The organism is Pedobacter miscanthi (genome assembly GCF_003315595.1).
Classification (GTDB): Bacteria; Bacteroidota; Bacteroidia; order Sphingobacteriales; family Sphingobacteriaceae; genus Pedobacter; species Pedobacter miscanthi.
This window is the reverse complement of record NZ_QNQU01000005.1, coordinates 42,317-60,414: the sequence shown is the minus strand read 5'-3', so window position 1 is coordinate 60,414 and position 18,098 is coordinate 42,317. Positions and strand designations below refer to the sequence as shown.

At 42.5% G+C, this 18,098-nt stretch carries 22 protein-coding genes; all 22 read right to left on the bottom strand.

The genetic code is table 11. From position 1 onward, the window contains the following. Positions 1-103: 103 nt before the first annotated feature. Positions 104-280 (bottom strand): histone H1, encoded by a 177-nt coding sequence (locus DRW42_RS07145; protein ID WP_113948152.1) that lies wholly within the window; start codon positions 278-280, stop codon positions 104-106. Positions 281-462: 182 nt separating this feature from the next. Beyond that, entirely contained in the window at positions 463-1,260 is a 798-nt protein-coding gene (locus DRW42_RS07140) for a hypothetical protein (RefSeq protein ID WP_113948151.1), read from the bottom strand. 137 nt (positions 1,261-1,397) lie between these two features. Continuing rightward, positions 1,398-2,192: a hypothetical protein gene (locus DRW42_RS07135; protein ID WP_113948150.1), complete on the bottom strand. Its 795-nt coding sequence runs from the start codon at positions 2,190-2,192 to the stop codon at positions 1,398-1,400. Between the two features lie 662 nt (positions 2,193-2,854). Then, positions 2,855-3,664 (bottom strand): DUF4099 domain-containing protein, encoded by an 810-nt coding sequence (locus tag DRW42_RS07125; RefSeq protein WP_113948148.1) that lies wholly within the window; start codon positions 3,662-3,664, stop codon positions 2,855-2,857. A gap of 74 nt (positions 3,665-3,738) precedes the next feature. After that, a complete protein-coding gene (locus tag DRW42_RS07120; RefSeq protein WP_279634096.1) occupies positions 3,739-4,227 on the bottom strand; it encodes a M23 family metallopeptidase in 489 nt (162 codons plus the stop codon). Beyond that, the gene (locus DRW42_RS07115; RefSeq protein ID WP_113948146.1) at positions 4,220-6,178 is read right to left on the bottom strand and encodes a type IV secretion system DNA-binding domain-containing protein; all 1,959 of its coding nucleotides are present in this window, start codon (positions 6,176-6,178) and stop codon (positions 4,220-4,222) included. Before DRW42_RS07115 ends, DRW42_RS07120 begins: the two co-directional genes overlap by 8 nt. Before the next feature lie 12 nt (positions 6,179-6,190). After that, positions 6,191-7,015, bottom strand: a complete 825-nt coding sequence (gene traN / locus DRW42_RS07110; protein ID WP_113948145.1) for a conjugative transposon protein TraN — start codon at positions 7,013-7,015, stop codon at positions 6,191-6,193. Between the two features lie 5 nt (positions 7,016-7,020). After that, complete coding sequence (traM, locus tag DRW42_RS07105; RefSeq protein ID WP_113948144.1) at positions 7,021-8,220, bottom strand: conjugative transposon protein TraM; 1,200 nt, start codon at positions 8,218-8,220, stop codon at positions 7,021-7,023. Further along, positions 8,217-8,501, bottom strand: coding sequence for a hypothetical protein (locus tag DRW42_RS07100; RefSeq protein ID WP_147243689.1), 285 nt, complete (start codon positions 8,499-8,501; stop codon positions 8,217-8,219). The genes traM and DRW42_RS07100 overlap by 4 nt, the downstream gene beginning before the upstream one ends. Positions 8,502-8,622: 121 nt before the next feature. Beyond that, positions 8,623-9,237 (bottom strand): conjugative transposon protein TraK, encoded by a 615-nt coding sequence (traK, locus tag DRW42_RS07095; RefSeq protein ID WP_113948142.1) that lies wholly within the window; start codon positions 9,235-9,237, stop codon positions 8,623-8,625. 25 nt (positions 9,238-9,262) lie between these two features. Further along, positions 9,263-10,414, bottom strand: a complete 1,152-nt coding sequence (locus tag DRW42_RS07090; protein WP_113948141.1) for a TraJ family protein — start codon at positions 10,412-10,414, stop codon at positions 9,263-9,265. 21 nt (positions 10,415-10,435) lie between these two features. Beyond that, positions 10,436-11,239 (bottom strand): hypothetical protein, encoded by an 804-nt coding sequence (locus DRW42_RS07085; RefSeq protein WP_113948140.1) that lies wholly within the window; start codon positions 11,237-11,239, stop codon positions 10,436-10,438. Beyond that, positions 11,236-11,925 carry a hypothetical protein gene (locus tag DRW42_RS07080; RefSeq protein WP_113948139.1) on the bottom strand — a complete coding sequence of 230 codons (690 nt, stop codon included), beginning with the start codon at positions 11,923-11,925 and terminating at the stop codon, positions 11,236-11,238. The genes DRW42_RS07085 and DRW42_RS07080 overlap by 4 nt, the downstream gene beginning before the upstream one ends. After that, complete coding sequence (locus tag DRW42_RS07075) at positions 11,922-12,590, bottom strand: hypothetical protein (protein WP_113948138.1); 669 nt, start codon at positions 12,588-12,590, stop codon at positions 11,922-11,924. The genes DRW42_RS07080 and DRW42_RS07075 overlap by 4 nt, the downstream gene beginning before the upstream one ends. Beyond that, a complete protein-coding gene (locus DRW42_RS07070; RefSeq protein WP_113948137.1) occupies positions 12,587-13,249 on the bottom strand; it encodes a hypothetical protein in 663 nt (220 codons plus the stop codon). The genes DRW42_RS07075 and DRW42_RS07070 overlap by 4 nt, the downstream gene beginning before the upstream one ends. Positions 13,250-13,272: 23 nt before the next feature. Beyond that, positions 13,273-15,735 (bottom strand): TraG family conjugative transposon ATPase, encoded by a 2,463-nt coding sequence (locus DRW42_RS07065; RefSeq protein ID WP_113948136.1) that lies wholly within the window; start codon positions 15,733-15,735, stop codon positions 13,273-13,275. After that, positions 15,713-16,024, bottom strand: a complete 312-nt coding sequence (locus DRW42_RS07060) for a plasmid transfer protein (RefSeq protein WP_113948135.1) — start codon at positions 16,022-16,024, stop codon at positions 15,713-15,715. Before DRW42_RS07060 ends, DRW42_RS07065 begins: the two co-directional genes overlap by 23 nt. 3 nt (positions 16,025-16,027) lie before the next feature. Further along, a complete protein-coding gene (locus DRW42_RS07055; protein ID WP_113948134.1) occupies positions 16,028-16,336 on the bottom strand; it encodes a DUF4134 domain-containing protein in 309 nt (102 codons plus the stop codon). Between the two features lie 80 nt (positions 16,337-16,416). Then, positions 16,417-16,725, bottom strand: coding sequence for a DUF4134 family protein (locus tag DRW42_RS07050; RefSeq protein ID WP_113948133.1), 309 nt, complete (start codon positions 16,723-16,725; stop codon positions 16,417-16,419). A 2-nt stretch (positions 16,726-16,727) separates the two neighbouring features. Then, positions 16,728-17,060 carry a hypothetical protein gene (locus DRW42_RS07045; RefSeq protein WP_113948132.1) on the bottom strand — a complete coding sequence of 111 codons (333 nt, stop codon included), beginning with the start codon at positions 17,058-17,060 and terminating at the stop codon, positions 16,728-16,730. Next, a complete protein-coding gene (locus tag DRW42_RS07040) occupies positions 17,057-17,428 on the bottom strand; it encodes a hypothetical protein (RefSeq protein ID WP_113948131.1) in 372 nt (123 codons plus the stop codon). Before DRW42_RS07040 ends, DRW42_RS07045 begins: the two co-directional genes overlap by 4 nt. Positions 17,429-17,451: 23 nt before the next feature. Further along, positions 17,452-18,084, bottom strand: coding sequence for a ParA family protein (locus tag DRW42_RS07035; RefSeq protein WP_113948130.1), 633 nt, complete (start codon positions 18,082-18,084; stop codon positions 17,452-17,454). Between the last annotated feature and the right edge of the window lie 14 nt (positions 18,085-18,098).

Below are 18,098 nucleotides of genomic sequence, written 5' to 3'. Positions count from 1 at the left end.
ACTTAAAAGCTTACAACCGAAAAAGTTTACACGCGATAAACCAGCAAGGCCGCTGCCCAATCGGACAGCGGCCTTGCTGATATTTCCCAAAACAGATTTTCTTTTACTTTGTATTTTTCTTTTCTGTCACCTCAGCCCTGATCTCCTGAGCAAGGTTTTTTAGATCCTGCATACCTTTGCGTACACGTGTACCCGCTGCGCCATTGCCAGCATTATAAAACTTTTCTACATCAGCTTCAACAGAAGCGATCAATTCTTTGATTTTACCGAATTTTTCCATCCTGATTATAATTTAAGGGGCAAATATATCCATTAACATGAATTCAGCAAATTTATAAATCCATAAAATGCTTGAAAACATCTCATTACCAAAATAAACCTTAAAAATTTTAGGCATGCGCAAGCACGGAGGCAAAAGCCTCCGTGCTCAAAATATACTATTAACCATAAATAACAAAAGTTCTACCTGCCTCTGCCCTTTTTATCTTCATCCATAGCCTCGTTGAGCAAAGCATCCTTATTACGAGTCGATCCCATAGTTTTTCCATAAACAGTTTTTCTATCAATTAAGTGACTGGGAACCGGCTCAAGATCGTGATCATAAAATTCAATCGTTTCGAACTGGGGGTCTACAGTAATAAACCCCTGTACTTCCCTGCCACTAGTAAAAAAACACATTCTCTGAAGATCTCCTCTCTTCAGGCTTTTCATCAACCGATTTTTTAAACCTTCCTCTTCCATTTCAGGAAAAATAAACCTGTCAACTGCAGCAGCTAAATTAAACTTATAATTTCCGCCGTAACTTCTTATAGCATAACCATTTACAGCAAGATACTCAGTAAAGCTGAGTTTCAGCCATAAATTGGCTGTTCTCCCGTTTTTGAGCATGACATCTTTATTTACCGCACGCCCGGAAAGCATATTATAGCTTTCTGTTGCCGTTATCCCCTTACCATTATTGATAAAAAAGCGTTGATTTATCATTTCGTAAGGCTTAATAGCCTTACTTAGATATAAGTCATACCAAATAAATGAATATTTATCATTATCACTGTCTTTTGATATTTCAAGCTGGTATTCTATAAAATCTTCATGGTCTGGCCAGTTCTTGGGATTAGGAACAGGCATTTTCAAGTTCAGTGTCATCCGAAACCGTGGAAGTCCAAATTCGATACAATACCTTAATGATGTATTTAATTTTTTTCCGAAACCCAGGTATTCCAGATTAGCCTGCAAATGCCTTAAATTTTCTTCATTCATATACGACAATTCAAAATGTCATTTATCCGATGAAATCAATTGATGTAGTTTTCCCCCACCAGATATTTCTTACCTGGTTTTGAATAATTAAACCGGGGACCGAAGTCCCCAGTTTCAGTAGCTAATACTACATCCGATTACCTACCCCTTCCCGTTTTTTTTTCAACTGTAGCCTCTTCAACTACAGCTTCCTTATTTTCCACCGGTGCCAAAGCCTTAGCAGCGACCTCTTTCAGGTCGACCGCTTTGCTGTAAACCGAAGCGAGGTTATGATCATAAAAATCAAGGGTTTTAAACTGCGGATTGACACTAACAAAACCCTTCATTTCTTTGCCATCCTTTGAAAAATTCACCTCATGAAGATTGCCCCTTTCAAGGCTTTTAATCATTTGTTCTCTAAAACCGGGCTTTTCGATCTCTGGAAGAATAAACTTATCAATCGTCGAAGCCAGGCTGAACCCATAGTTTTCACCATAATTTTTGACCGTATACCCCTTTTCAGGGTCATGCTCTGACAAATCAAGCTTTAGCCACATGTTGGCTTTTTCACCGCTTTTAAGTACGACGTCTTTATTTACCGAACGCCCTGAAAGCAGATTGTAACTTTCCTTTGCCGTCACCCCTTTACCCTTATTAATATAAAAGCTCTGATCAATGGTACTGGACTGCCCTGGCTTTTGAAGGGATGCACTGTATTTATTAAAAAAATACATGTCCGTCTCTTTACTCTTCGAAAAGTCCAACTCATAACGCATGGCATCAGCAAGCTCAGGTTTATCCTTGGCATTGGGAGCTGGCATATTGACTTCAAACTGAAGCCTGATATCCGGAAGCCCTTTTTCGATAGCTTCTTTTAATTGTGGATAAAGCGACTCGCCAAATCCTAAGTACTTCAGATTATTCTGAAGATACTCCAAATTGTTTTCATTCATAATAAATGGATTAATTTAATGGATAGAATATGAACCATAACTACTGATACGGTTCAGTTTTATTGATTTAAAAATTCGTGCAAAAAAGAAATTTTAGATTTCGGGATATACTGCCTGAAAAAAGGTCTAATCTTCGCCAATAAGAAAAACCGCCTCAAGGAAAGTCCGGGCTGGGAAAGAGAAAAACAACGTTCGGCAACTTTAAATACTACCTGTTCATTTTCAGTAAGAAACTGCACTTGAATACCTTTATAGTCCATACAGAATTTTATAGCCCTAAGGTTATCAATCAAGTCGTTGCCGAGAACCAGATTTACCCTGACCTTCCCCAGGCGCCGGACTATACTTTCCGGATAGTTATAACATGAACTGATCGCTATAAAAAGTAACCCATCCGGCTTACTAAACCTGGATGAATTGAAATGTATAAATGCAATGGCTTCCATCGCGCTAGAGCAGATATAAATATGAGATATAATATTAAGATCCACTAATCTACTGCTCCAGAAACCGCCGTTTAAGGGTACCAAATGCACGTTCTCCCCGAAATGCTCAGACTCGCCACTATTATAATCAAATATCAAACTGCCTGAAATGTCGGTCCTAAAAGAAAACCTATATCTTTCGCATATTCCCTTGGCGACAGAAACAGCAGGAAACATCTATCTTGATGTTCCGGAACGTGTATAGCCTCTGCTATGACTCGCGCCTGCACTTATCTTTTCAGCAGTCAACATATCCCCGAGCCTTGACATCTGTTGCTTCTCATATTCCTTGAATGCCTGCTTGTATCCGTTGTTTTTTTCATTAGTCTGGGCAAGCATACCTTTTTCTCCGATCAATGCTTTAAGGCCAGTTAACAACAGGTAAGAGATCCCGCCGTCCATTAATACAGAAACAACAAGTGCAAGCCTATTAGAGCGAATGCCCTCCGCACTTGTGCTACTTGCCTGTATCAAAGTACCATCTTCGAGTTCGATCTGCCTCCCTGCACTATAGCGTTCTTTCTGATATGGACTCAATTGAATACCGTTCACCTTTTCGGGCGCTTTGACCTTGATCATATCGGTAACGACAAATTCCTTAGTATCCGAATCGTACTCTATAAGTAATGATTTTTTCTCACCATCTCGTTCAACTTCTTTCAGGATATTGGCTTTTTCTCCCAAAATGAGCTGATCAGCCTCCGTTTGGTTAATATAAGATGGATTTAAAGACTGTTTGTACACAGGATGTACCAGAAGGTCTGGTTTACCCGATACTCCTCTAACCAGAGAGAGTTTGACTTCCATTTCCTTGATTTCGATACCGCTACGTGAGATATTATGCAGCTTGATGAGACTGGTTCTTCCTCCGGATAAGAGTGCGTGAATATCTTTCCTCTGGATCAAGAGCTCTTCATGTTTGACGAGTCCGATCTCCTTGAGCTGCTCTAGGGGCAGATCCTTTTCATTTAAAATTTGTGTATTCATAATAAACTTCCGTTAAATGTTAATTCATGTTCGTTTTTTGATAGTTGGATCCAAACCATTCTTGTAAATCACACTTAATCTGACAACACAGTAAGGAGTGCGCGTTCTTCCAGGTTGGCAAAGAGATAAAGAAACCGGAGCGGATCGATGAACTTTCCATTGTGCTTTAACCCAAAGTGAAGGTGCTCCCCTGTTGACCTGCCCGTATTCCCGGATATTCCAATTGCGGAGCCTGAGCCAACAAAATCCCCCTCTACTACCATAAATTTTGAAAGGTGCCCGTAAACACTGGTAAATCCACCGTGGATAATTAAGATATAGTTTCCGATAAGGGGATTAAAAGAAACCCTGACAACTTTACCCGGCAAAATGGAAAATACACTATCAGATCTGGCATGCAGATCAACACCACTGTGAAAACTGTTCTTTTTTCCACTTACCGGATGGGTCCTGTTACCAAATCCAGAATTAATCTTAAATTCACGCAGTGGAAGAGACAGCCTCAGTTTATCAAAAGATTGCGCATGTGCAACAGCAGAAAACAGCAGCACTACCTCAAGCAAACTTAGCAACCATAACCTCAATTTCCCGGGTGATGCGCATAAAGTTGCTACGGAGTATTTCCTCCTTATTATCTCCAAAATCATAGTAAATAGGCAGGTCGATAAATCCATCTTCTTCTTTTTTGATTTCATCCATATCCAGGTTTATCCTGCAATTGATTGCCGAGGTCTCATACTTACCAGAGAACGAACTCTGAGCGTCCGCTGCAATTACCCCAACCATTTCGCCCGCACCGAGTGATGCGATTTTGCCCGCCGGGATCAAAACTTCCAGTTTTTCACTCAAGGAAACTGAAACCTTACTTCGGTCAATCGACAGGCTTTCGCCCAGCTGTCTGGATTTTCCAAGGATCCTTTCCAGCCAGTCAAGGGTTTCCTTATTACGCGCAGAGCCGGAAAGTACGTTTCCGACCACCGAAATAATCGTAGAAGCAGTATCTTTCCCGTATTGTTGTTTAAACTGGGGCAGTTCCTGAAGCCCAATAAGCACAGCGACCATATTTGACCGTGCAGTAGCAATCAGGTTTTCTATCTTATGAACAAAAAGAGTGGGCACTTCATCTACAAGGACTGCCGAAGGAAGATTTCCTTTTGAATTAATCAATCTGGTAAGCCTGTTCAGCACCACGGAATAACATGCTGAATTTATATTCTGTGTATTTGGATCATTCGCCAGTACCAATATCCCGGGAGATTCCTTGCTGGAAATTTTCAGGTTGAAGTCATCGGCTGAGAACACCCAGAAAGTTTCCTTGGTAGCCATCCGGCTCATAAATATCTTTAGTGTTCCGATCTGACCTTCCAATTGATCAAACGCTTTGGCTACGAATGCAGATTTAAATGGAGAAAGCAGGGAAACCAGTTCGGGATCGGTAAACAGTACCGCGAATATCTCCGCATAAGATCTGTTCAAAAAAGCCATCACATGTGGGAGGCTTGAATGTTTCCCATTTTCATATCTGCTCAAAAAATAAATAATGGAGGCGAGAAAATTTATTGCAGACTGCGTAAAAAAAGCATCACTCCCACTGGCCTTATCTCCTTTTTTCAGTGCTTCCACTGTCGCTTCTGCGGTTTCGGATGCATCTGCCAGCGTTGTAATATAATCCGCCCGAAGTGGATTTATCCGGCGGCTTTTTTCTACCTGGTTCAGATTGATCACATGAAAATCAAATCCTTCCAGTAGCCCATTTTTCTTTGCGGCCAAAAAGTGGAAGTACGCGATTTTTCCAAGGTCAGGAAACTTAAAATCATACAGGCATACCGCAAAAGATTTGGCTATCAATTGTCTGATAAAAGGGTTGATGATCGAAAAGGATTTCCCGGACCCCGGCGTACCGATCACCATAGTTGCCCGAAAAGGGTTTACCAGATTGATCCAGCCCTTTCGTACCTTTTTCCCATGATAGAAAAGCATCGGTATATTTATCGAGTACGGCGTCTCTACCTTGACTGTAGGCTGCATGAAACTTTCAGCCTCCACATTCCATTTATCTCTACCTAAACCCGAACGGATGATCTTGGAAACATTGTCCATAGATACGCTGATCATTACCGCACCGAATAGCGAACAGATTATATATCCCAGATTGTACCAGGAAGTGTAAGCGAATACCAGGGCAGACGGTTTTCCAAAGAAATAGATACTTCCAAAATATGATACCAGCCCGAGACAGAGCGGATAAATAATTTTACTTTTCACATCTAAATCCGGCTGCTTTTTGGATAAGGTACCGATACTGACCAGACAGATCAACAGCAGTATAGCCAGCTTACTATAAATGAGCTCACCATAGATAGGAAGCATTTTTATTTTCCAAAGTCCGGCCGAAAAAAGTCCCCAAAAAGGTGCATCGATGTATACGAATATAACAAACTCTAAAAAAAGACAGAAATAGATCAGGCATTGGAGAAAGCCGTGCAGCTTTTGAATCTCTTTTGACTCTTCCATAATCGCATTGGATTATTCTTCAAGGGTATCGGCATCGAGCAGGTCACCATACCGTATGGCAAAGGAAATTGTCCGTCCGGAGACCTGCTTTTCGGATAGTGTTATATTAAGCACCTTGTTTCCCGGAAAGGTGAATTTTCTAAAAACGAAAACATTGCGATAATACTTTCTAAAAGATGATACCCGGGAGAAGATGTATTCCGGTATGAGTTCAATTGATTGGCTATTCGAAGCCCGGATGAGCTTTTTATCATCGATGCTAAACCTGATCTCATCTATGTCTATTTTAAGGTTAGTTTTGTTCAGGTAACTGATATCGAGAAACACATAATCCCCCAGACTTGCAATGTTGTTCATTACTGCTTTCATTCCATATCCTTTTGCCCTGACCGACCCACCTGAAGAAGGTTTTCTGAACATAGTTAGCGCATAACCCTTCGCTTCTGATTCAGATAGCGCGACATCGGGCAAAGAGATGGGCCGCATATCCGAAGCGCCAACATCGAGACTGGACTTAAAAAGACTGTCTGACCTCCCCATATCATAAACCAAGCTGAACTGAGAGATGTTTTTTTCTCCTACTATCGTAAGTACCGCTGAAAAAGCAGATGCACAGGAATCCGACATTTTTAATCTCAACAGGTTTGCCACAGGGATATCACCATGAACTTTGTGCGTTGAAATATCAACATAACGGATGTTTTCCGGTGAGAGGATATGTACCGTCATATCTTTTTTAAGATATACGACCGACAGCGGCCTTTCCGAAGGAAAAGTCTGGGCAAAAGAATGCCAGATGGCCAAAAAGCTTATGGCCAATAGAAGTATTTTTTTCATAATATTTATTTTAATTGTTTCTGGAAGGATTGGGGATCAACAATATAAACGCGGCTATTGTACTTCACCTTTGCTTTATTTTTTCTGATCAGCCCGGAAATTGCAGAAGATGTTGAAGTAAATATCTTATCAACCGCACTCATCAGGAATTCCTGTTGATCCTTGGCGCTACCTTGGGTAGAAAAGCCCTGGACTGATTCGGTGCCAAGGTTACGCGAAAATTCCCTAAAGTTTGATGAAGGAACATATAAGCCCTCAAGACCGTCAAGATCATATATTTCAAGCCTGACAGGAATAATTTTATCTTCCCTTGCAATGGAAGTAATACTGAGTTTCACACGCTGCTCCGAAAACCCGGTGATCTGGGCATAGAGATAGCTCCCTGTTTTAAGTGGCATGGCCCCAACAAAAAGATCTTCCAGAATACGGATCCTGATCCTTGAACCGGCATAACCTGTTACACTTTCGTCGATCACTGCAGATATCAAAGATTTTTGCTTTTGTGCCATAACCGTATTGAAAATTCCTCCTATAGAGGACCGTCTTATGACTGGCTGAACATCTACAGCTGGAGCAGCCAGAGCCGGTTTTAATTTTTCTTTCCTTCTAAGTTCCGCCTGATATTCCGGATCATTTGCTTTCCCCATACTGTCCATATAGGACATCTGCTTTTTGAAAATATCCATCGGATCCCGATCAGGCTCTTTAGCTATTCTATCCATAACCGGCTGCCGCATAGGTTTCCCCCTCTCGGCCAATGCTGAAAGTGCCTCCGCCATTGCCCTCTCTTCTGCCGAAAGTGAAGGTTTGAACCTCTTACCGGGTTTAACGTTCGGAGGTGGTCCAGTATCCGGAGCCTTCACCACTGTTCCCCTCCTTTTAAGTATCCGGTCTATAGAATCAAGTTCATTTTTCTGATTTTCAGATTTAATTACATCTGCGGTTTTTTCATCCCCCTCAATATTATTTATCGCGGTTGACCCTTGAGAATCTTTGTAACGGTCGCGGTAGGCATCCAGTTTATCGGTAAGGGCGCGTTTTCTGACCTGGTCTGAAATATCTGCAACGTTACTGTTTATCCCACCCTGGATCTCAACCGGTTCCTTTTGTCCGGCCGAGCTTTGGTAGACATAAAAGAAAAGACATAAAAACGGTAGTGCGAGCAAAGGCACCACATATCTGGGCTGTTTAAGGTTAATTTTCATGGTTGTTGGATTAGTTTAAGTTCCAGCAGTGCATTTTCCAGAAAAACAGAATCAGCCTGCGATAGCATTTTTTTATTTAAAACAGAATCTACCCTTTCCCTTATAGTTATTATTCGCTTCAGATCGCCTGCCGCTCTGGAAATGGAATTTAAGCCCTTAGCAACTGCCGGAGGATTTTGAATACTATAATCCTTTTTACTTTCAACAGCAATGCCTGTCTGTGCTGGATCTTGTTTAGAAATGAATGGCCATAACACCGAGAACATTAGCGCAATGATCATGCAGGTGAATATCGTTTTTGGAAACCTGGAGGAAACATTGGATGAAGAATGGTATATTTTTTTGATATAAGGTGCGAACTCATCCATGAGATCTGCCCATACCGTTTTTTCAGGTGGCCTGTTAGAGTGAATTTTTCTGAACATTTTCGATGTCTTTATTTTCAATGGTTTTCCAACCGGTAATCAGTACCCCATGGGGATTATTTTCACTTCTTGGGATATCTTTCAGATAACCCTCTGTAATAAGAGAGCGGAAAACCGTCACGCTACGGCGGTCGATTTTTTGTTTTCCATAATACCTGAAATACAGATGAGGCAGATCAAGAATGATAGAATCAGTCTGCAGGGTCAGTACAGAACTGCTGGAAAGAACTGAACTGAAATAGCCTTTTTCCTTCAAATCATTGTATTGCCGGGCACCGGATTCATCAATCAGGTACATTGCCCGTTTCATCTGGTATTCAATAAACCGGTCATCCGGCGTGAGTGAGAAGAAAATTGAATGGAACAGGTCGATATGGGCCTTATACTCCGCTGGCCGGTTCATCTGCACATCGGTCTGTTTAGCAAGGATGGGCACATCATTATCTAGTATATAAATACTCTTTCGGGCCGAAAGCACCTGCTTATAGGCAAAAACCGAGACCACAGTGCATACAAAAAACGCAAACAGCAGACTACCAATAGATACAAATGTAGCCAGACGGATTTTAGATTCGATATTTTTGATGATCATAACAAAAAAGTAAATAGATAAATAATCAAAAGAATTTTCCTGTTACCTTTTTCGCCATTCCCATTACCGTCTGGGAACCGCGGCCAAAATTGGATGCAGCAGAACTGATGCCTGAAGTGGAAATGATCCAGGTTGAAATGCTCGGCACGGTAAACATACATATCGCCCCGATCAGAAAACTAAGGATCACCGTTCCAAAAGAGAGGATTCCGTTTCCGGCAAACCAGGCCATTTTTTCCATGTTCAGCGCTTCGCCGTTTTCTCCAATAAGTTCTTTATATCTGCTGATCTCCATGGTCATGGCAGTTTTTTGCAGAAGGGCAATGATGTACATCACCAGATAACCGATCCCCAGGTAAAGATTCACCGAAACAAACCTTGCAATCCATGTACTTAAAGAATCCCTAAAAGAAGGCAATATGCTCGCGGCCACAGCAAAAGGCCCGAGGATAATCAGGATCGCAGAATAAATGATCTGGATAATAAAAAGGACATAGACCGAAAGGCGCAATATCCATATACCCAAGAGCTCCAATAACTGCGTTAATAACAACTGCATACCGATCTTAAGACGGTTTTTAAGCTCGATCACCGGACTGATTACTGTCGACATTCCTTCCTTGACCGAACTGGTGACCGAATCCCAGGCCTGACCGATCCAGGTATCAGATTCCTTTTCAGCAAGTTCTGTCTCAGCCTGGAAGCTGTAAAGCGAATTGGCCACCTTGATCATATAATCGGCTCGGATCAACCTCAGGTTATTGACATTAGCCTGCTCGCTCATGTACATCTCTTCAGTTTTCATCGATATCAGATCCGTGGGAAAAGCAATCACCTTGGTAAAAGCGCCCCACCATAAAATGATCATCACCAGCCCGAACGGGCGTAGCAGCGGCATAATCTCCAGTTTTTTATCGCCGGAAATCATCTCATAAGACTTGATAGCAAATAATATGATCATAAATATGGCAGACAACGCTTTTGCATCGGTAATAAACAGATCGAAATGTTCCCAAAGAGAATTTTTCATTCCTTTTAAAAAGGCCATCACCCCTTCCTCATAAACCCCGTTGCCCTGCAAGAACTCAAATGAATGCCGATAGTCTGTGGTCTGGGCAGATGCCCCTGTGGCTAAGGCCAACACAAGAAAAAAAATAACCCCTATATATTTTTTCATAATAATCGGTTTAGCATAACATTAATATTTACGATTGCGAAGTACCTCCCGGGCTATTTCGACATCACTGTTCTCATTCCACTTTTCAATGCGGGTTTGCTGGGCTTTAAGTTTATTGCGGATACGCTCCTGGGAAATAAAGCGTCCTGCAGTGGAGATCCTTGTGGACCAGATTCCCATCAGCTTACGGTAATCCATTAGCATCCCATGGTAGGAAAGAATCCTTGCGCCTCGGTCCTGATTACTTTTTCTTGTCAGATCGAGCCTTTCAGCAAGTATATCCATTTCACCTTTATACCAGTCATAACTTCCTTCACTGATCAGCTTGGCTTTGGTACCGGCTGGTAAACCATTGAGGGCCAGCATCGGATCAAAATCGGTGACAGGCCTTAACTGACGGCCGTAATAAAGGATCCATAGTGGATCAGCTGAGGATAATAATCCAGAATGCCCAAGGATTTCCTCTGTTGCTACATTGCCCAACGAATCGGAATGAAGTTCATAAGACCGGTCGGCATCTCTTTGAAGCCCGGTTAGAGCTAGCCGTTGCAACTGTGGCCCGGCACCACCCAGTGGACGCAGATCCGTTTTAGGATAGTTGGGGTGCAGACCCCATGTAAGCCAATAGTAGGGATTGATGCCCAGCCATCCCGAGGTCGGGGTAAATTTAGAGCGGTCCCATTGTTTGAAAACCATGCGCTCCTGCTGATTGACCATACTCTCGTCACGGATGGATTTTTGGGCAACACAAAATAATGCTGGAAGCACCAACAACACTACAAAGGGCATAACCACCATCTTTATATTGAAATTTATTTTTTTCATCTTTTTAGGTATTTAGCATTTCTGATAATATCTTCGACCATTGAACGGTCCTGGTTGATAAAGGAAGAGAAAGGATTGCGGGAAGAAAACACACCTTTTATTTTCGCATAATACATTACCTTCCAAGCCCCATAGGTAAGTCCGGAAAGAATGTGAAGTTCAGTACTGATCTTCCTTAGAAGGGAATCCCTTGCCGCATGGTCCATCAATAAATCACTGCCACTCTTAAGTACAAACCCGGAAACCTCGCTAAATAGCCTCAGCGCGCGCGAATTCATCTCGCGGTACATGTCTTCTGCAAAAAGAAGCAGGTATGGTTGCGATTTGGCCAGTTCGGCTATCTGGGTAGAGTAATTCAAGATATCCGCGCAGACCGCGGTCATATTTTTGACCATCAGTCCTTCTTTCAATGCTGAATTAACATTGGAAAGGCCCTCATAGATAATTGACTGTGCGGCAACGACGGTGGCGCAGTTCAGATTGATCTGTTTCAGGCTGGTATTTATCCTGTCCAGAAATTCATTATGGGTCATTTCCGCGGAACTTCTAACAGCAAAGTTCTCATTTACGATACCAAAGTGCCTGGAATCAAAGACTAGCCGCTGTGCGTATACTCCCAAAGCGGAACTTCCCAGTACAAGCAAAGTAATCCATACAGAAATCATCTTAAACAATTGCTTTTTCATCTCTTTAAATATTTGGCGTTTCGTATAATGTCTTCTATCAGCGAACGGTCGGTGTTGATATAATCTGAAAATGGGTTTAGCCGCATCAACAGCGCTTGCATGTTCCCATAAGAAATCATGTTCAGCAGCCCGGAGGACAGTGCCCGCAACCTGGAAAGCTCAGCAAGGAAAAAATCAAAAAGTATTTTCCTGTCCGAAACCTTCATCTGGTTGACCGCCCCTATACTTACCGTCAGGCCTATCAGAAAAGAGAGCAAATCCTTGGATCTCAAAAGGAACTCAGCCTCGGTTTCATACACCAGTAAAAGCAAAGCGGGGTTAGCTCTGGCCAGTTCATAGAATTTCACCTGATCACCTGTAATGCCCTGCACGATTGGAACTGCTTTCAAGTCGACATCAAAAGCAACCATTGCCGTGCCGATCACATTAAAACGGCCCTGAATTTCCCTATAGCTATTTTTCAGCTTGGCAAGCATGGTCCGGTTCGCCTGTTCATTAAGCAGGTTTACGCCTTGTCTTTCCCTTGCCTCCCGTTGTTTTTCATTTTCTGTCTTTGAATCACTCACAAGCTGGTGGATACCGGGAATATTAAGCGCTTTCTGCTGGGCCTGGATACCAAAATAGCATCCAAATACCAAATGGATTAATAAGATAAAACCTCTCATTTTTTTAAGTATTTTGCATCCGCGACAACCTGGTTGGCGATTTGCACGTCCATATTGATCCAACCTGCCCAGGGATTAAGCGCAGCGAACAATCCTTTCATTTTTGCCCAATACATCGCACGGTGCATCCCGTAGGCAGTTCCGCGGAGGATCCGCATCTGAGTTGCGATACCATTGAGCAGTTTGGAGCGCTCACCGGCATCCATCAGGTTTGCTTTGCCGCCTTTGAGTACAAAGGCTCCTACTTCAGTCCCAAGTGAGACCGCCCTAAGCTTAAACTCCCTTGCGCCCTGTTCCGCGAACAACAACAGGACTGGATTAGCCCTGGCCAGCTCTACCGTTTTTTCTATATCACCAACGATGTCAAGCCCGATATCCCCAATCTCCTTTACCGATACCAGATTGTTCATTACCGAAGCGACCTGACTAAGCCCCTGGTAGATCCGGTCCTGCAGATCGTTCACAATAAGCAGCTGACCGGTTACCGCAAGCTGACCTTTGGAGATCAGGCTCAAATTGTCGTTTGTACGGCTTAATTGCCCATTGATCACAGAAGCATGGCCTGCTATAGCGCTAGAAGTCAATGGATCGACATAGAGCGTCTGGGCTGAAGAATAAAGGCATGGCAAAGCCATTAAAAACATAATTATTGTTTTCATATCGTATTGATTGATAATAAAGTTTAACTGATTGATTTTTGCGCACTAACATTTACCGAAGTCACGAACTCCCCAAGGGATAGTCCACTGGACTTTAGATCTGAAACAAATGCATCCAGTGCCTCGGGGTAAGACCCAAACCGCGAAACATAACTTTCCACAGCCAGTTTTTCCGGTTTTTCTGTGGTATAGCATAAATATTGTTCAAGGGATACCTCTACCCCATAGACCTCACCGACCGCACCACGCCTGAAATATACTTCTTTAAAACGCCCCCTACCGGACCGGTTATCGAGCTGGTTGACACTAAATATCTTCTTCTTTTCGGTTTCATTGATCGAAAGCAGTGCTGCAATCTCCTTGTAGCTATCTTTAAATTTGGTCTGGTCCAAAAGTATAACCGTATCGGAAGAACTGATAATTGTATTTTTCACAATCTCATTTCCGATGATATCTTCCAGGTCCTGGGTAATAGTGATATTCTCCCCCCAGAATTTACGGGCTGTTTTATAAACAAAAACCAGAAATCCTGCCATTAAAGGAGAAGAAATAGATTTCCATGCTTCTTCGATTGCCAATAACTTCCTAAATCCGTTTCTATGCCTTAGCTTTTGGATATAAAGGTCCATAATAATCAGCGTAACAAGGGGGAACAATATTTTATGTTCCTTTACATTATCGATCTCGAAAACAATAAACCGCTCATTCAAAAGCGAAGCATCACCGGGCTTGTTGAGTATCGTACCAAATTCCCCACCAGCATAAAATTTCTTTAAAATAAACCTCGCCTCATCAAAATCAAAAGGAATCGATTCTTCTTTCATGATGAGCGGGATCTTATAAAGCGCAAACTCATAAAAGGAATCAAAGCAAAGCGCAGGGATTGCCGGGACGCCCTCTACCGGGCTAAACCAGTTTGCATAATAGGCGCCGATCACATTTGACCAGACATCCCTTTCCAGCTGTGTGGCCGTGCCGTCCTGACCTTTAACGCAAAGGATAACCAGGGTGGAGAGGAAATCTTTTTTCTCGATATTATATTCCTGCTCGCTTATCGCAAATGGATTCATCGTGATGGGCTTTTCTTCGGAATACGTAATGTATTTACCCCTATAGTAACTGCAAAGCCCCGAGTAGGAATGTCCGGTATCAATGATCACTACATCCATGTTGTAAAGCTGATATTGCTCCAGAAGGGAATTCATCAGAAACGATTTACCTGTACCCGAAGGTCCCAGCACAAATTTGTTACGGTTGGTGAACCTTCCTGTTGTCATGGGCAGGTCTTCCGGGTCTATTGCAACCGGTACTCCATTTCTATCTGTAAAACGAACCAAAAAGTTAGACTTCTCATCTTTCCCGGGCGCTTCGGCTAAAAACAGGCAAAGAGCCGCTTCAGCAGTTGTCAAAAAGAGATCATACTTTTTAAGCTCAACGGAATTCCCGGGTAAACTGGTCCGAAAAAGTTCCATTTGGTTATAGGCATTTTTTGAAGGCACTATACCCAACTGAAAAAGCGCGCTTTCGATAAAGTTGCAGCACTTTGAAGTATGTTCGCTACTGGCACAGACCACAATGTTGAAATGTGCATTCACAAGCATCTGGTTATTCCTGGCCACATCATCAAGTAGCATCGAAATATCCTCTACGCAAATGCTGTTGACCGGGTCGGGAATCCCAGAATGACGTTTCCTTTTAAGTTCCAGTCCGGAAAGTACCTTTGGCTGGGAAGGGATTTCAATGACCTGGTTATAAATCAGACAGTCAAAATCTGGAACCCGGAAAAGAAAAGAAAGCATATCGACGGGAAAATCCCTGATTCTGCCGCCTTCTGTAAGATTTCCAAAAATGGGGAATTCCTGCGGAAGCTCGATCTGATCGATATCAATTAACGGGATGCACCGTATAGTCTTTTCACCCAGCTCGATCCCGGTGTCTCCGGATTTATAATTTTCCAGAGCTATAGGGCCATCAGAAAAACCCATTGCCATTGTGCGCAGGATGTGCATATTGATTTCCCTTTCCCGTAAAACAACGGGCGTCATGCCACCGGCAAGCATAATATCCATGACTTTAGGTATCATCTGCCTGAAATCCCGCAAAGCCGTTTTATCATACTTATAGAAACGCGAAATAGTGGCCTGCCTGGTGATCACTACATAAGTTTGCAGCTTATTTAAGATACGGCCTGAAAAGTGATTATTATAGCACTGCTGCAGGTATTCTTTTGCCGGGACAGGATCGTAAACAACCTTTGAAACCACATCTATTTTTTGGACGATATGCCCTTCCCCGATAATCCCCACCAGGTTCATAAAAACGGAATGGAAATTTTCAAATGCCTCCGCGTCGGCTGCATATTGGCTGACCGGGTTTTCCATTCTGATGACCACTGAAAACTCCCCATTCAACCCATAAAGGAGATCCTCACTTATCCCGGTATCCACCCCCAGATAGGGCAGCTTAAATTCGTTCTTTCCTGACATATTTATAGATTTTTTGAAGGTTAGAAGGATGCAGATAAATTCCTAGTAACTTGTTTTTATCATGGAGCCCTTTTTTCTGGCGGGACCCAAGCCATAAGAAACCGGAAATGATCATACCGATCATGATAAGTGCTCCAACATACATACTCACTGTAGCCATCAATAAAGCGCCGGTAATCAATGAAAAAAGCAATATGCCCAAGCCCCAGTAGATAAACCTGCCCTTGAATCCTTTATAGGTCAATGGGCGCTGAAGGCCCTTATATACTTTGAATCTTTTGGCTTCCATATATTAGAGTCCAAAGAATGCTTTAACGATCAGAGAGGAAAGTACCAGAAACAGGCACGAACCACCCCATCCCATTAGCTCCTTATTAATGTCCTGGTCCCCGCTATTCCATTTCGAATACACCCTAATCCCACCGACAATACCAACAATACCGCCGATGACCAATGCAATATTGGTTGCCGGATCCACATAGGTCTTTAATGTAGAAGTAGCTGTGTTCAGCCCGTTTACGCCACTTTGTGCCGAGACGTAGCCAAAGATTGTTGTCAGATAAAGAAAGATTACAAACCTGATGTTCTTGATTTTTTTCATAATGATTTTGATTAGGGAAAAAATGGATGGAAATAAAAAAAGCCCTGACAGGGCTATATAAATAATAGTAGAAAACAACTTTAGATACCAAAGAGGTGTAAAAGAAAGGTCCAGGTCAAAAGCAAAAACATGGATGAGAAAAACCAGGCTGGGATATCCATGCTTACATCTTTTCCCATCTGCCATTTATGGTAGACGGTCACTGCACCAACAATGGCAACAAGTGCAGAGACGATATATGAAAAGTCCCTCATCGAAAAAAATGATTCCCTGATGAATGAACGTGCCTGCTGCATTTCAGCAAGGCCGGGCTGCGCCAATGCAGCCAGCGGACCGGCAACCAGTACAATTATTTGTACCAGCAATAGCATAACCGTTAACCTTCCCATGATTAAAAACTGACCGCTCTTGTAAATTCAATAGATTCATCACGGGCAAGCTCGAAAAGTTCCCGGATCGAAATCCCACCAGATGATACAATCGGCGAATCCACCGGATCACTATCGGTATCCCCAACAAAGTAATCAATTTCTGAAAACCCCGGGTCCAGATCCTCCATTGCTATTTTTCTGGGCAGGTCAGCAGAAGAAAGTCCGACGGAAATCAAACCCGTATCAATGGAATCTCCCGTGCCGGCAGTCCTGTAATAATCAAAAAATAGATTGGCACCATAATAAAAGCTGTAAGCGCCAATGAGGTAGATAATAAATTGCGTCCATGTCATAGCTCGAAATTTTCTAGAGATTGTTTGATATAAGTTTTTAATTCAGGATGCTGCTGAAACAGGTAATGGATAGAAAAAGCGATGAAACGGTTCATATCAATACCGGAGGCCAGCTTAAAACTATTCAGAAGTTTTACCGTCCGTATATCCAGCCTCGGATGGAGCATATGGGTATTGCCTGTACAGTCAAAGCCGCTCATCGCCTCCAGTATTGCCCCTGCAGTAGGAATTGTTTTCTTATCCCTGGCCTGTTTACCTGCTGGCATAACAGAATTTCCATTAACGCTCTTGTTGTTCGGCTTTCCATCGGAGGGCATTGAGATTGATCTTCGCAGTTCATCTGCGATCGAAATAATTTTCTTTTCCATAATACATTAAATAGGCCAAGGAATTAGGTACCCGAAAGGCCAATATGGCTTTCATAGATTGTTTCAAATACAGGAAGAATGATAGGGTAAAGTGCCAAAGGAGTCTGAAAAGTACTCGTACGCTGAAAATCTACCCGGTCAGAAATCGGTGCGGTCAAAGATCCAAAGCGGATCAATTGCTGTTCTACCTCGGTTTGGGTTTCATACTTCACATTTCCCTTCACCCTATTGGGCACAAAGAATACCGGAACATCCTTGTTGATTTTTTTTAGCACCACCGAAAAAAGTATAGTAGAATCAAAACTAAGCTCATCGTAAGAAAAAGGGCAGAATACTAAATCCGCAGATGCAAATACCGGCATCAGTCCATCATCATCAAGTTTTCCGGGAAGATCAATAATTACAATATGCTCAGGGCTCTGACTGAGTACAGCGAACATAGATGGGAAATGTTCAAGGCCCGCGGCAATTACCTCATAAAGTTCTGTATTGTCCAATATTTTGGCCTTCTCATATTTCTGGGCAAGGGACTGTTGATAGTCCATATCAATGACAGTAACCTTTCTTTTTTTCACTAGCGTGAGAAAATTTGCCAACAATAATGTGAGCGTACTTTTTCCAGCACCCCCTTTTTGGTTTCCTATAATAATTAGCATGATAAATGATTTAA